16 protein-coding genes and 1 riboswitch are annotated in these 13,696 nt (G+C 36.1%); all 16 genes read left to right on the top strand.

The genetic code is table 11. The annotated features are described in order from the left end of the window. Window positions 1-4: 4 nt before the first annotated feature. The 16 genes from BTHG_RS18860 (at window position 5) to minD (ending at window position 13,369) form a co-directional block, all read left to right on the top strand. Window positions 5-1,042: a type IV pilus twitching motility protein PilT gene (locus tag BTHG_RS18860; RefSeq protein ID WP_010678299.1), complete on the top strand. Its 1,038-nt coding sequence runs from the start codon at window positions 5-7 to the stop codon at window positions 1,040-1,042. Between the two features lie 2 nt (window positions 1,043-1,044). Beyond that, entirely contained in the window at window positions 1,045-2,253 is a 1,209-nt protein-coding gene (locus BTHG_RS18855) for a type II secretion system F family protein (protein WP_010678298.1), read from the top strand. 44 nt (window positions 2,254-2,297) lie between these two features. Next, a riboswitch (cyclic di-GMP riboswitch) is annotated at window positions 2,298-2,381 on the top strand. Between the two features lie 99 nt (window positions 2,382-2,480). Further along, window positions 2,481-2,978: a prepilin-type N-terminal cleavage/methylation domain-containing protein gene (locus tag BTHG_RS18850; RefSeq protein WP_010678297.1), complete on the top strand. Its 498-nt coding sequence runs from the start codon at window positions 2,481-2,483 to the stop codon at window positions 2,976-2,978. A 64-nt stretch (window positions 2,979-3,042) separates the two neighbouring features. Then, complete coding sequence (locus BTHG_RS18845) at window positions 3,043-3,795, top strand: prepilin peptidase (RefSeq protein ID WP_010678296.1); 753 nt, start codon at window positions 3,043-3,045, stop codon at window positions 3,793-3,795. Window positions 3,796-3,946: 151 nt separating this feature from the next. Continuing rightward, window positions 3,947-4,933, top strand: coding sequence for a type IV pilus biogenesis protein PilM (gene pilM / locus BTHG_RS25995; protein WP_010678295.1), 987 nt, complete (start codon window positions 3,947-3,949; stop codon window positions 4,931-4,933). A 23-nt stretch (window positions 4,934-4,956) separates the two neighbouring features. Then, on the top strand, window positions 4,957-5,538 hold the full coding sequence (locus tag BTHG_RS18835) for a PilN domain-containing protein (RefSeq protein ID WP_010678294.1): 582 nt from the start codon (window positions 4,957-4,959) through the stop codon (window positions 5,536-5,538). Next, window positions 5,535-6,275: a hypothetical protein gene (locus tag BTHG_RS18830; RefSeq protein WP_010678293.1), complete on the top strand. Its 741-nt coding sequence runs from the start codon at window positions 5,535-5,537 to the stop codon at window positions 6,273-6,275. The genes BTHG_RS18835 and BTHG_RS18830 overlap by 4 nt, the downstream gene beginning before the upstream one ends. A gap of 115 nt (window positions 6,276-6,390) precedes the next feature. Continuing rightward, the gene (locus BTHG_RS18825) at window positions 6,391-6,876 is read left to right on the top strand and encodes a hypothetical protein (protein WP_010678292.1); all 486 of its coding nucleotides are present in this window, start codon (window positions 6,391-6,393) and stop codon (window positions 6,874-6,876) included. A 134-nt stretch (window positions 6,877-7,010) separates the two neighbouring features. Next, window positions 7,011-7,472, top strand: coding sequence for a hypothetical protein (locus BTHG_RS18820; protein ID WP_010678291.1), 462 nt, complete (start codon window positions 7,011-7,013; stop codon window positions 7,470-7,472). Between the two features lie 214 nt (window positions 7,473-7,686). Continuing rightward, window positions 7,687-8,253: a Maf family protein gene (locus BTHG_RS18815; protein WP_010678290.1), complete on the top strand. Its 567-nt coding sequence runs from the start codon at window positions 7,687-7,689 to the stop codon at window positions 8,251-8,253. Window positions 8,254-8,393: 140 nt separating this feature from the next. Next, window positions 8,394-9,065 carry a RadC family protein gene (gene radC / locus BTHG_RS18810; RefSeq protein WP_042342329.1) on the top strand — a complete coding sequence of 224 codons (672 nt, stop codon included), beginning with the start codon at window positions 8,394-8,396 and terminating at the stop codon, window positions 9,063-9,065. Between the two features lie 254 nt (window positions 9,066-9,319). Next, window positions 9,320-10,342 (top strand): rod shape-determining protein, encoded by a 1,023-nt coding sequence (locus BTHG_RS18805; RefSeq protein ID WP_010678288.1) that lies wholly within the window; start codon window positions 9,320-9,322, stop codon window positions 10,340-10,342. An 81-nt stretch (window positions 10,343-10,423) separates the two neighbouring features. Then, window positions 10,424-11,287, top strand: a complete 864-nt coding sequence (mreC, locus tag BTHG_RS18800) for a rod shape-determining protein MreC (protein WP_010678287.1) — start codon at window positions 10,424-10,426, stop codon at window positions 11,285-11,287. Then, on the top strand, window positions 11,256-11,792 hold the full coding sequence (mreD, locus tag BTHG_RS25415) for a rod shape-determining protein MreD (protein ID WP_010678286.1): 537 nt from the start codon (window positions 11,256-11,258) through the stop codon (window positions 11,790-11,792). The genes mreC and mreD overlap by 32 nt, the downstream gene beginning before the upstream one ends. Before the next feature lie 48 nt (window positions 11,793-11,840). Further along, entirely contained in the window at window positions 11,841-12,566 is a 726-nt protein-coding gene (gene minC, locus BTHG_RS18790) for a septum site-determining protein MinC (protein ID WP_042342269.1), read from the top strand. Window positions 12,567-12,568: 2 nt separating this feature from the next. Beyond that, window positions 12,569-13,369, top strand: a complete 801-nt coding sequence (gene minD, locus BTHG_RS18785) for a septum site-determining protein MinD (protein ID WP_010678284.1) — start codon at window positions 12,569-12,571, stop codon at window positions 13,367-13,369. Window positions 13,370-13,696 lie beyond the last annotated feature (327 nt).

The raw sequence follows: 13,696 nt of genomic DNA, 5'->3' as shown, positions 1-13,696 counted from the left end.
AAACATGAAAGAAAAGCTTCATTTATTATTACGTGCAGCATTTGAACTTGGTGCATCAGATTTACATTTAACTGTTGGTGCAGCCCCCATCATGAGAATTCATGGCGATTTAAAACAGTATGGAAATGATGTCTTGAAACCTGAGCATACTGAAGAAATGGCAAAAGCAATTATTTCGAATTCACAGTGGGACATTTTCCGGGAAAAAGGGGAACTTGATTTTTCATATGGACTTCCTGGAGTTTCAAGGTTCCGTATCAATTCCTATTTCCAACGTTCTTGTGTAAGTCTTGCAGTTAGGATTGTCCCGACCTCAATACCGAATCTTGAGGATTTAAAAATGCCTAGTATCTTAAAAGACATTATTAAAAAGCCCCAAGGCCTCGTTCTTGTCACTGGACCTACTGGAAGCGGGAAATCAACAACATTGGCTGCGATGATTGATTATTTGAACCAAACAGAGCGACGACACATAATAACACTTGAGGATCCAATTGAATATCTGCATAAGCATGGTAAATGTATCATTGACCAACGTGAAGTGGGATTTGATACAAAATCATTTTCAAATGGCCTTCGTGCCTGTCTACGTCAGGACCCGGACGTAATATTAGTTGGAGAAATGCGTGACCTAGATACAATCCAAACTGCGATTACAGCAGCTGAGACTGGACATCTTGTATTAGGGACTTTACATACAACAGATGCCCCTGCAACAATCGACCGAATTATTGATGTTTTCCCAACCGGTCAGCAGGCACAGGTGCGTATTCAACTTGCCTCTGTTTTACAAGCAGTGATATCGCAAAGATTGTTCCCGTTAGTCAATAAGAAGGGGAGAATTGCGGCAACAGAAATTTTAATTAATAATGCAGCAGTCAAGAACCTAATTAGAAATGAAAAACTTCATCAAATACCAAGTGTCATGCAAACGAGTAAAGCAACGGGGATGCATACACTTGAAATGTCCATTAAAGAATTGCTTGAACAAAATCAAATTTCTTCAGATAGTTCTAGTGCGTATATAGGGGCAGGTGTATAGTTGTGCCAATGTTCCAATATGAGGGCAGAGATCGCTATGGAAGAAAGAAAACTGGCAAGGTTTCAAGTATAAGCCAAAGACAGGCTATCGTCCAATTAAGAGAGCAAGGGGTAGCTGTAAAATCAATACAGGAAATGAAAGGAATACTCTATAAAGAAGTAAGCCTTGGAGCTAAAAAAGTGAAAACAAAGGATTTTGTTATTTACATCCGTCAGTTTTCAACTTTATTAAAAGCCGGTATTTCTGTCGTTGACTGTACAAGGATTTTATCACAGCAAACTACAAATAAATTGCTACAACAGGCGTTAACAGAAATCGTTGAAGGCCTTGAGGAAGGAAATCCATTTAGTGAACTAGCGGAACGTCACCGAAAGGTTTTTCCACCATTTTTTACAAATATGTTGAAGGCGGGAGAAGCGGGCGGTAATTTAGATGAGATTTTAGACCGACTTGCGACTTATTATGAAAAGCAATATAAAACCATACAAAAGGTAAAATCTGCAATGACCTACCCCATATTTTTGGGAATATCATCGATTGGAATTGTAATCTTCTTATTAGCAACTGTTGTCCCTACGTTTACCGATATGTTTGAATCATTTGGTTCGGAATTACCGCCTGTTACAAGGTTTGTAATAAACGTAGGAGATTTTGTTCAAAGCTTTTGGTATCTTATCATTCTTTTCGGTTTACTCGTGTATTTTGGAATTTTATATGCAAGAAGGAACAAAAGGAGTAAATACTATCTTGATTATTTTTTATTAAAGATACCGGTGATAGGAAAGGTTTTTCAACAAGCAGCACTTGCTAGAATGACACGAACCTTAGCTTCGTTATTTTCAAGTTCTGTTCCTATTTTACAAGCAATCTCTATTGTGGAAAGAATCATTGAAAACGAAGTGATGGCAAAGGTATTAAGAGATTCTCGTATTTCACTCGAAAGTGGGCAATCGTTAGCAACTCCAATGCAAAAACACTGGGTCTTTCCTCCTATGGTCTCGCATATGATTGTTGTTGGTGAAAAATCAGGTTCACTTGATATCATATTGGACAAAGTGGCCGATTATTACGAAGCGGAAGTAGATCAGATAACAGAACAGTTGAAGTCATTAATAGAGCCAATTATGATTGCTTTACTGGCTGTCGTTGTGGGGACGATAGTCGGTTCTATTGCAATACCGATGTTCGACATTTTTAACAAAATCCAATAAAAATTTACATTGCTAATCAGTAGCTATATAGTATAATAGTAATAGATTCGACAGGATGCGAGGAAGAACAGTTCGTAAATGGGCACTTGAACTGTTTGGAGCAACTAGTGCAACCGACCAACCTATTTCATTCTTTGTTATAGATTGGTCGTTTTTTATGCCTTTCGAATTTTTTTCACCAAGAGAAACACAATAGGTAATAAACATTTTTGAAGGAGATGAGAAATATGATAAAAAAAATAAAGAAACTGTTAAAAAACCAAAAAGGTTTGACATTAGTAGAATTACTAGCAGTAGTCGTAATCTTAGGAATCATATCCGCAATTGCAGTACCATCAATTGGGAATGTAATAGAGAATAGTAAAAAGGATGCGCATATTGCGAATGCACAACAGATAGCAAATGCGGCTAAATTGGCGAAAGCTTCAGGTCTTAAAAATGCTTCCGGAAACACTGAATCATATACTTTAGATGAATTAATAGAAGGTGGATTCTTAGATGAAATCCCTAAATCCCCCACTAATAGTTCTTATAATAGTACTTATTCAAAAGTCTACTTTACAGATACAGTAAATAATGTAACAGTTAAACAGGTAGATGTAACTCTTGCATCAGCTCAAAATAATTTCTTTGTAAATACACGTACTGTAAGTGATTCAGTAAATGATCTGACTAGGAATCATGTGGACCAAGAAGGAGATGCAACTGGAGAAACAGCACCGTAAGAAGAGACCTCACTCCGAGGTCTTTTCTTCTACATACTCTAATACTCAAAAAAGGACTGAACCGATGGAAACTATACTCCTCATTTATCTATTCATCATTGGCCTTTTACTAGGCTCCTTCTTTAATGTGGTTGGACTCCGAATACCAAACAACGAATCCATTGTAAAACCACGTTCCCACTGTACATCTTGTAATCGCACATTAACCGCAATTGACTTAGTCCCAGTCTTTTCATATATCTTTTTAAAAGGAAAATGTCGAACCTGTGGGACGAAAATTTCCGCTATTTATCCATTAATAGAACTTCTTACAGGATTACTATTTGCATTCTCTTTTTACAAAGTTGGCTTTAATCAAGAACTAATCGTTGCTTTAGCGTTTGTGTCTTTGCTTATGATTATCACTGTTTCTGATATACATTACATGCTCATTCCTGATAAAGTTTTATTGTTTTTCCTTGTTATTCTTGGTATTGCTCGTGTATGTAGTCCAGTAACGCCATGGTGGGATTCCATAATTGGGGCAATTGTAGGTTTTGGCCTACTAGCCTTAATTGCTATTGTTAGTAAAGGTGGTATGGGAGGGGGAGACATTAAACTCTTTTTCCTGATTGGCCTTGTTCTCGGAACGAAGGAAACCCTTCTAGCCTTCTTTTTGTCGACATTAATCGGGGCAGTCATTGGTGGTTTTGGTATGTTAATTGGTAAAATAAAAAGAAACAAACCAATTCCGTTTGGACCCTTTATTGTCATAGGCTCTTTGATGACATATTATTACGGTGATACTATAATAGAATGGTATTTAACTTTATTTTAGCTCTTTGGCTGAATAAAGTTAAATCCTACGAAGGATGCCACGATTATTTCAAAGGTAATTTTTCGATCAAGCTCAAAAAAACGCGCAATTACACCAAGGCGTATTGATAATGGGTTACAACATTCTGATATAATATTGAGGATGAGTGATAATGTCGCTTTTTAGAAAAAAAAGTCATCGTGTGAGCATGATGATTCGAAATCATACAATTCGTTATGTGGAAACAATCAAGCCAAATGTTATTATAAATTATGGTGAGCGGAGACTTCCATATGGTGTAATTGAAGAAGGAAATATTATTGAACGTGAAACCTTACTCACCATATTAGAAGAATGTGTGGAAAACTGGAAAATCAAAGGAGCAAAACTTCAATTTTGTGTTCCAGATCCATACATGCTTATTCGAAATACAACGGTTCCTTTCGATATACCAGATGACGAAGTACAAGGGCATCTTTATTTAGAATTGGGAGAAACTTTACATTTGCCGTTTGAGGATCCCATTCTAGAAACAAATGTAATAGGTGAGAAGGATGGAGAAAAACAAATTATCCTTATTGCTTCACCTGAACATATTATTTCAAATTATGTGGAACTGCTTGAAGAGGCGAAAGTAAAACCTGAGGTTGCCGATATTACTCCTCTTGCAATGTACCGACTTTTTTATTCCCAACATTCTACATCACAGGCAGAACATTATTTAATGATTCAAGTAAACTTGGATTCAGTTGATATGACAGTCTTTCATCAGGATATCCCTATTTTTACAAGACATCTACCTTTATCAATGGAATCAAAACAATGGGATGTGAAAATGGGCCGATCAGGGATAGAAGAGTGGGTGTACATAGGTGACGAAAAAGATCTAATCGGTAAAATTCAAGACATCGTATTAGAAGTTGAAAGAATTATTAACTTTTATCATTTTTCATTACATAAGGGGAATGAAAGTGTTACACAAATACGAATCGGAGGGGATCATCCATTTGTCGGTTTATTAATGGAAAGAGCAAAGCAATCCATAAACATACCGATTCAAAAAATCGTGGATACCCCATATCATACAAAAGCAGGAGAAGATATTCCTGAACGATTCTTCGATTGTATTGGGCTTTCCTTACATGGATATTTAACATGAATCTATTTAATTAGGGGGATAGTATGCTAATTGAAATCAATTTAATACCAGAAAAAGATAAAAAAAAGGTTAGTATCATTATCCCTACGCTTATTATCATTTTATTGGCCGCTCTGGCTGGCTTCTTTTTAACGATGCAATACAAACAAGTTAAGCAGGACTTATCTACTGCCCAAAATAATATTGAAACGGTAAATGAATTAATTGCACTTGAAGGGAATCATGGCGAACCGATTTCTGATATGACAGAGCTCCAAAATGTCGTAGAATGGGCTGAAAATGATCCGATTTCAACAGTCTTTATGCTTCAAGAGCTCTCTGCTTTATTACCTGAACGAGGGTTTATCATGAACTTTACGTATAATGATGATGGTTCTGTTCAATTAACAGTTCAATTTGATTCGAACCGTGAGATTGCATTTTTTTTAAAAAATGTGAATGATTCTCTTTATGTAAGTGATGCGACATTAACTCAGGTTACTACAACAGAATACGAAAATCTAACGAATGAAACCGTAGTTGTCCCAAGATATACTGCTGATTTTGTGTTAATGATGGACAAGGATGCTATGAAGAAAGAGATGAATAGGGAGGAGAGCGAATGAGATCTTTTCCTTTTTTACAGAATCGAAAATTGTTTTTTCTACTTTTAAGTAGTTTATTAATTATTTCATTTCTTTTTGTCTATTTTTTGTTGATATTTCCGTTGAAAAGTGAATTAAAATCAGCGAATTCGGATTTAACAGAGCTAAATAAGCAGTTAGAAGCCATCGAAATAGGTCCTGGTTTAAAAGAAACACAGTTAGAAGAAAATGCAACAGCTCTACAGAAAAAAGTTCCAATCAAACCATTACTTGAACAGTTTTTACTCAATCTTGAACAAGCTGAGACCGTTTCAAATAGTTTTATTACAAGCATGACATTTAATGATGATAACAATGGAGCGACTACAACTGAATCAATTGCAGAAGTTGAGAATGAATCTGTTGTGGAAAGTCAAAATGAGAATAATGCTGATAATCACGAGGCTAATCTTCCTGCGGGAGTTAAAAAACTTACCGCCTTTTTAACAGTTCAGTCTCCGGGTTATTTTGAACTTGAGCAATTTATTCATTCCTTAGAGAATTTTGAGAGAATAACAAAGGTTGAACAGATTGCATTCTCAGGTTTTCCTGAAATTGTCTCTACGAATCAAGGAACTGATATGCTAACGACAACATTAACAATTTCAACATACTATTACCCGGACTTGGAGGAATTAATAGAATTCGATCCAGAGTTAGATGCACCTGGACCTAGCAATAAAAATAATCCACTCGTTCCTACTAAAAACATTGAATAGTGCAGAATTTGACGAAAACCTCTAGTAACAAGACGACAAATGTCTTGTTCTTTTTTTTATTGTTATGGTAGCATTGACAAAAAGTAGGCGTTTTCTTAAATAGGTGGTGAAAAAAATGGACAAGCACAATCGGATTTCTATTAAAATTAATGGCAAAGAGCCAAAGGTAAAGTCTGAAGGGAAAGAGACAACTAAATTTGTCGAAACGGAAAAACCTCTTATTGGAATTGAAAATGATGAAGTTGCTGCAGCACAGGAGGAGGAAGAGGATGATTTTAGCTGGGTTCTACCAGATGAAAGTTTAAAAAACAAACCCTTGAAGGAAAAAGAGATTCCTATAATTCCTATTGAAGATTTACGGCAAACAAAAGGTCCTAGTAAAATTCCAAAACTATCAAAAAAGAATAGCGGAATACAACTTTTTTCTGTGAAACAATTTGTCGGTTCACTTGTTTTAGCAATTGTTCTTGGTGTTGGATTTGGGTTTATGATTTTAAAAGTGGTTGAAGATGTAAATGCTGGCCCTGCCGAATCAGAGAATCCATCTCAAATTACTGAAAAAATCCGACACCAGCTGAAAACCCAAAAGATAAGCCAGTAAGTAGCCAAGTTGCGGTTGAGTTAGAAACCCTATCAACGGGTGTTGTTCAAGGTGGAAAGTTTTCAACTGCTGAATCGGCAAATTCTACTGTAAGTGATATTACAAGCAAAGGTTTTGCCGCAACTGCTGTTCAAATGGATGGTTCCTTTTACGTACTTGCTGGCATTGGAACTGAACAAGGTTCAGTTGGAGGAATCAAGGCAAAATATGCAGAAGCATTCCCGGATTTTTTTTCTAAAACATTTGAAATCCCTGGTGGTTCCTATTCAAATGCAGGAAAAGAAGATTCAGAAGCAATTAAAATAAGTCTTCCTGTATTTAAGGAATTAATAACTTTATCTTCCGGTGCTTTCGGGACTGGCGCAATTGACAACGAGAAATGGGAGAATCTCTCAAAACAAGTTGCAGCTGTTAAAGGAATCAAGACCGACAACCTCCATGCACAACTTAAAGAGTTTCAAACAAATATTCAGTCTGCATTTACTCAACTTCAGACCTATAAAAATGATGGAAATGAAAAAGCACTATGGGAAACACAGCAATCATTACTTAATGCATACAAAGCCTACACAATGTGGGTTTCTGAGTTAAGTTAGTCAAAATTAATTTTTACAAAGAAGAAGGAAAGGAGAAAATAACTCCTTTCCTTCTTTATGGTTTGAATTTCTTGAGTTTTACATAAATAGACAAAATGTCTCAAACAATAAATTATCAACAAAATTTAATTTTACATAATTGTAGAGACAAGATTTGTTTGTTACGATATACAGGTATCTTCCAATCTGAAAAAAATAATAAAGGGTGAAAAGTATGCAACACCTCGTTTTAGCCTCAGGTTCTCCACGACGAAAAGAACTTCTTAGAAATGTGAAACTTTCCTTCGAAGTTTCCGTCAGTAATATTGATGAATCCATTGACGAAACACTCACTCCGGAAGAAAAGGTCATGACAATTGCCCTAAAAAAAGCAAAGGCAATTTCTAAACAATTTCCTGATTCCTATATTCTTGCAGCCGATACAGCTGTTGTGTTTCAAAACCAGTTTTTAGGTAAACCTAAAAACGAACAGGAATCAATACATGTTTTAAAAACTCTCTCAAATCAAACACATGAAGTCATAACAGGGGTTGCACTTCTTTTTAAGGACAATCAGAAATTGTTCTTTGAAAGAACAGAAGTAACATTTTGGGATCTAACGGATGAGGAAATTAAAGCATATGTTGCCTCAGGCGAACCAAAGGATAAAGCAGGTTCATATGGAATTCAAGGACTTGGATCTGCACTCGTCAAACATATTAAAGGGGACTATTTTTCTGTAGTCGGATTGCCTGTGTCACGAACACTCCGTGAACTAAGGAATATAGGATTTCACTGCTAAGGCTTGATATTTACAAAAAATATAAATTGATATGCTACATGGTGTGTTACATTACATAGTAGTCTATAGCTTTAATGATGGGTGGGTCCAAGTATCTACTACAATAGATAGGAGGAACCTATTTGAAATCATCTGAGCTTATGATTCGTGATTATCCCAGGGAAGAAAGGCCGCGGGAACGTTTGGTTACCGATGGAGCGGACAGTCTTTCTAACCATGAGCTTTTAGCGATTCTTTTACGAACAGGTTCAAAGGAAGAATCGGTCATTCAACTTTCAAATCGCTTATTGCATCGTTTTGAAGGTCTTCGATTATTAAAGGATGCTTCAGTTGAAGAAATTACCTCTATTAAAGGCATTGGGACAGCAAAAGCCGTACAAATTATGGCTGCCGTTGAACTAGGAAGAAGAATTGGTAAACTTCAATATGAAGACCGTTATGTAATTAGATCCCCTGAAGATGGTGCTAAATATGTGATGGAGGATATGCGCTTTTTAACACAAGAGCATTTTGTATGTCTTTATTTAAATACAAAAAATCAGGTGATACATCGACAAACAATTTTTATCGGAAGTTTAAATGCTTCGATTGTTCATCCAAGAGAGGTGTATAAGGAAGCCTTTCGAAGATCAGCAGCATCCATCATTTGTATTCATAATCACCCATCCGGCGACCCTGCTCCAAGTCGTGAGGATATAGAGGTAACGAAGCGGTTAGTTGAATGTGGCAGGATAATTGGAATAGAGCTTTTAGACCATTTAATAATTGGTGAACACAAATTTGTCAGTCTAAAAGAAAAAGGTTATGTGTGACTATTTAACGAGTGTTCAATAGGAAGGTAAAAAGGACCCAAAAGTTCAAGGCGGTGCAGCTTTGAAGACTGGAGCGTATGCAGTTAATACGTGAGGACCGAAGAAGCAATCTAACGCAGAAATTCAATGTGTCTTTTTCGACTGACTTTTTGAACATCCTCTATTAATTTTTAATTTTGTACGATATAATATTGGTTATGAGTTTTTCGCAACTTAACACTTTTTATTCGGTATCAGAAAGGAAGATACATATTATGTTTGGAATAGGTACAAGGGACCTTGGTATAGATTTAGGTACTGCTAATACACTTGTTTTTATAAAGGGTAAAGGAATTGCAGTAAGAGAACCGTCTGTAGTTGCAATGCAAACAGATACAAAGCAAATTGTTGCAGTTGGAAATGATGCTAAAAATATGATTGGTCGTACGCCCGGCAATGTCGTAGCCCTTCGTCCAATGAAGGATGGTGTCATTGCTGATTATGAAACAACTGCAACGATGATGAAATATTACATTAATCAAGCAGTTAAAACGAAAAGCTTTTTTTCTAGAAAGCCATATATTATGGTTTGTGTTCCATCAGGAATTACAGCAGTTGAACAACGTGCAGTAATCGATGCAACACGTCAAGCTGGTGCTAGAGATGCGTATCCGATTGAAGAACCATTTGCAGCTGCAATTGGGGCAAATTTGCCTGTATGGGAACCAACTGGAAGTATGATTGTTGATATCGGTGGTGGAACTACTGAAGTAGCAATTATCTCTTTGGGTGGAATTGTTACAAGTCAGTCCATTCGTATCGCTGGTGATGAGATGGACGATGCAATTATTCAATATATTCGCAAAACCTACAATTTAATGATAGGTGATCGTACAGCGGAAGCAATCAAGGTCGAAATTGGCTCGGCCGGAGCACCAGAGGGTGTTGAAAACATGGAAATCCGAGGAAGAGATTTATTAACTGGATTGCCAAAAACAATCGAAATTACTGCAGAAGAAATTTCACAAGCACTCCATGATACTGTTTACGCAATCGTCGATGCCGTTAAAAATACGCTTGAAAAGACACCACCTGAACTTGCGGCAGATATTATGGATCGTGGAATTGTGCTAGCTGGTGGCGGAGCCCTATTACGTAATTTAGACAAGGTTATTAGTGAAGAAACAAGTATGCCTGTCCTTATTGCAGAAAATCCATTAGATTGTGTTGCAATTGGTACAGGTAAAGCACTTGACCATATTCATTTATTTAAAGGGAAATCAAAGGATTTACGATAACGATAATGAACTTATTATAGTGGGGAATTTTATTCCCCACTATATGTGTTGAAATCAAGTTAAAGTTAGAGGGTGTAACACATGCCACAATTCTTTCTCAATAAACGATTAATTATATTACTAGTGTGCATCATCGTTCTAGTGGCATTGATTGGATTTTCTTTACAAGAGCGTGAAAAATTATCATGGCCAGAGCAATTTATCAAGGATTCTGTTGGCTGGGTTCAAAGTATATTTCATCAACCCTCTCAGGCCATTGCTGGATTTTTTGAAAATGTGAATCATATTGAAAATACATTTGAAGAAAACAAACTCTTAAAGGAAAAGCTTGATTCCTACGGGCAATTAGAAGCAAATGTGCAGGAGTTAGAGAAAGAAAATCAAAAATTACGTGATGTTCTAGAAAAAACAGAATCACTTGATCACTTTAATAAAATACAGGCCACTGTAATCGGAAGAAACCCTGATCAATGGCATGAAATCATTACGGTTAATCGTGGTACGCAGCATGGTGTCCAAGTTGACATGGCTGTAATCACTTCAAAAGGTTTAATTGGAAAAGTAAAGCATGCGAATACATTTACATCTACTATCCAGTTATTGAGTTCTCCTAATCGAATTAATCGTATTTCCGCTTATATTCAAGGAGAAGCAAAAATCATGGGGCTGATAGAGGGGTATGATGAAGAAAAAGAGGCTCTTCTTTTCAAAATTAATACACCAGATGCAAAAATCGAAAAAAATCAAAAGGTGCTTACATCTGGTTTAGGCGGAATATTCCCAAGTGAACTTTATATTGGTGAGGTTATGGATGTTGTTCCAGATGATTACGGATTAACAAAAACTGCATATATCAAGCCTGCGGCTGATTTTTATGAAATCGACCATGTTATTATTGTTGAGAGAACAATGAATGTTCCAGAAGAAGAGGAGGAAGAATCGTGAAGCGTTTCGTTCTTCCCCTTATTTTGTCCTTTGTTTTTTATTTGAAAGCAGCTTTGTTGATTTAGTACCAGCGGACATTTTTCATCAGGAAAATGTTTATGTTCCTAGGTTTTTATTTGTTTTAATAGCTTTTATTACAGTTTATTTTAATAAACCTATGGGACTTGTTTATGGGGGTATTTTTGGACTGCTTTATGATATTGCTTACACAGAGGTTTTAGGTGTTTATTTCTTTCTTTACACACTTATGGCATATCTTATTTCCTGGGCAAGTCGGATTTTACAAACAAATATTGTTGTAATTTCTTTTCTAAGTCTTATCGGTATTTTTGCTTTGGAATTTTGTGTTTATGGTGTAAATTTAGCAATAGGTACAACGACTATCACAGTGGAACGATTTCTCCAATTCCGTATTTTGCCGACAATTCTATTAAATAGTATATTTATACTAGTATTTGCATACCCATTTAAGAAATTACTAGGGAAGCTACATATCGAAGAATAATAAAGTGAAAAAGGTTCTGTAAAAATTTTTTGATAATTAACAGGAAAAATGGAGTCATTTGTTGAAGTATATATCGTTGAGGTGAACGTCGTGAAAGGACAAAAACAGCAGTATGTGACAATAAAAGGGACAAAAGACGGATTAACGTTGCATCTCGATGATTCTTGTTCATTTAAAGAGCTAATTTCAGACTTAGAAATTAAGTTGTCTTTGAATCAGAAACGGAATGATGATGTTCCGTTTGTTCCTGTTAAAGTAAAAATTGGTAATCGGTATTTAACTCAAAATCAAGACGAACAAATACGCTCCATCATTCGAAATAAAAAGCATCTAGTGGTGGACGAAATCGATAGTAATGTGATTACAAAACAAGAAGCAGAAGAGATGAAAAAGAAGAATGAAATTGTTTCCGTCGCTAAGGTAATCCGTTCTGGACAAGTAATTAAGGTAGAGGGTGACCTTATGCTAATCGGTGATGTAAATCCTGGTGCCACAGTCATTGCAGGCGGAAATATATTTATATTAGGCTCCTTACGTGGAATTGCACATGCTGGTTTCTATGGGAGACGAGACGCTATTATTGCAGCCTCAGTTATGAAACCGACACAGCTTCGAATTGGCGATATTATGAATAGATCACCAGACTCTGTTCAAACAGAAGCCAATATTATGGAATGTGCGTATGTGGACGAAAATGAGATGATTGTAGTTGATAGATTGCAACAGTTAACTCATTTAAGACCTAATTTAACAAGGTTAGAAGGGGGAATCTAGCTGTGGGAGAGGCTATAGTTATTACATCAGGAAAAGGTGGAGTCGGAAAGACGACCACGTCTGCTAACGTAGGCACTTCCTTGGCGGTGCTTGGAAAACGTGTTTGTTTAATAGATACAGATATTGGCCTACGAAATCTTGATGTTGTTATGGGCTTAGAAAACCGTATCATCTATGATTTAGTGGATGTTGTTCAAGGTCGTTGTAAGCTTAAACAAGCTTTAGTAAAGGATAAGAGATTCGATGACCATCTTTATTTACTGCCAGCTGCCCAAACAAGTGATAAAACTGCAGTAGAGCCTAGCCAAATGAAGAAATTGGTCGAGGAGTTAAAACAGGATTTTGATTATATAATCATTGACTGTCCCGCTGGTATTGAACAAGGCTTTCAAAATGCTGTGGCTGGAGCAGACAAAGCAATTGTTGTCACAACACCAGAAGTTTCAGCAGTTCGTGATGCAGACCGGATTATTGGATTGCTAGAAAAAGAGGAAATCGAGCCACCACGGCTAATTGTGAATCGTATTCGAAATCATATGATGAAGTCAGGTGAAATGCTTGATATCGATGAAATCATCACACATCTTTCAATTGACTTAATTGGAATTGTTGCAGATGATGATGAAGTAATTAAAGCTTCCAATAGTGGTGAGCCAATCGCCTTAAATTCAAGCAGTAAAACAGCAATTGCATATCGAAATATCGCACGAAGAATTTTAGGAGAATCTATTCCACTTCAATCTCTTGAAAACGATCCGAAAGGTATGTTCTCAAAGATTAAAAAATTCTTTGGCGTCCGTTAAACCACCTTACAAAAAAGGGTGGTTTTTTCTTTTATTTCGACAAAGTCGTAAGTTCATAAAAGCAAATTTGGTCAGAAGTGACCGAAAGATTATTTTTTTCTTCTATTCAATCAAACTCAGAAACCCCTCGCTTTGTAAACCATACACCATCGATAAGAATATAATCCTAAAACTTGTGAAAATAGTGAGGAAACTAGGGGGTGTTACCTATTGTTGACATAAAAGAGTGAGGAATAACTCACTATATTTAACCTAATTGTAAATTTATTTAAAATTTTGTAAGGAAAAAATAATCATTTTTTAACTTATTTCATACTAATCATCTCC

This window comes from Bacillus timonensis (genome assembly GCF_000285535.1).
Classification (GTDB): Bacteria; Bacillota; Bacilli; order Bacillales; family Bacillaceae_L; genus Ferdinandcohnia; species Ferdinandcohnia timonensis.
This window is presented reverse-complemented; position numbering and strand designations above follow the sequence as displayed.

Excerpts from the sequence above, each read along its gene's own strand:
- BTHG_RS18860 (WP_010678299.1), top strand. The coding sequence starts at position 5 with ATGAAAGAAAAGCTTCATTTATTATTACGTGCAGCATTTGAACTTGGT.
- BTHG_RS18850 (WP_010678297.1), top strand. The coding sequence starts at position 2,481 with ATGATAAAAAAAATAAAGAAACTGTTAAAAAACCAAAAAGGTTTGACA.
- BTHG_RS18845 (WP_010678296.1), top strand. The coding sequence starts at position 3,043 with ATGGAAACTATACTCCTCATTTATCTATTCATCATTGGCCTTTTACTA.
- pilM (WP_010678295.1), top strand. The coding sequence starts at position 3,947 with ATGTCGCTTTTTAGAAAAAAAAGTCATCGTGTGAGCATGATGATTCGA.
- BTHG_RS18835 (WP_010678294.1), top strand. The coding sequence starts at position 4,957 with ATGCTAATTGAAATCAATTTAATACCAGAAAAAGATAAAAAAAAGGTT.
- BTHG_RS18830 (WP_010678293.1), top strand. The coding sequence starts at position 5,535 with ATGAGATCTTTTCCTTTTTTACAGAATCGAAAATTGTTTTTTCTACTT.
- BTHG_RS18825 (WP_010678292.1), top strand. The coding sequence starts at position 6,391 with ATGGACAAGCACAATCGGATTTCTATTAAAATTAATGGCAAAGAGCCA.
- BTHG_RS18820 (WP_010678291.1), top strand. The coding sequence starts at position 7,011 with ATGGATGGTTCCTTTTACGTACTTGCTGGCATTGGAACTGAACAAGGT.
- BTHG_RS18815 (WP_010678290.1), top strand. The coding sequence starts at position 7,687 with ATGCAACACCTCGTTTTAGCCTCAGGTTCTCCACGACGAAAAGAACTT.
- radC (WP_042342329.1), top strand. The coding sequence starts at position 8,394 with ATGATTCGTGATTATCCCAGGGAAGAAAGGCCGCGGGAACGTTTGGTT.
- BTHG_RS18805 (WP_010678288.1), top strand. The coding sequence starts at position 9,320 with ATGTTTGGAATAGGTACAAGGGACCTTGGTATAGATTTAGGTACTGCT.
- mreC (WP_010678287.1), top strand. The coding sequence starts at position 10,424 with ATGCCACAATTCTTTCTCAATAAACGATTAATTATATTACTAGTGTGC.
- mreD (WP_010678286.1), top strand. The coding sequence starts at position 11,256 with ATGTTCCAGAAGAAGAGGAGGAAGAATCGTGAAGCGTTTCGTTCTTCC.
- minC (WP_042342269.1), top strand. The coding sequence starts at position 11,841 with ATGGAGTCATTTGTTGAAGTATATATCGTTGAGGTGAACGTCGTGAAA.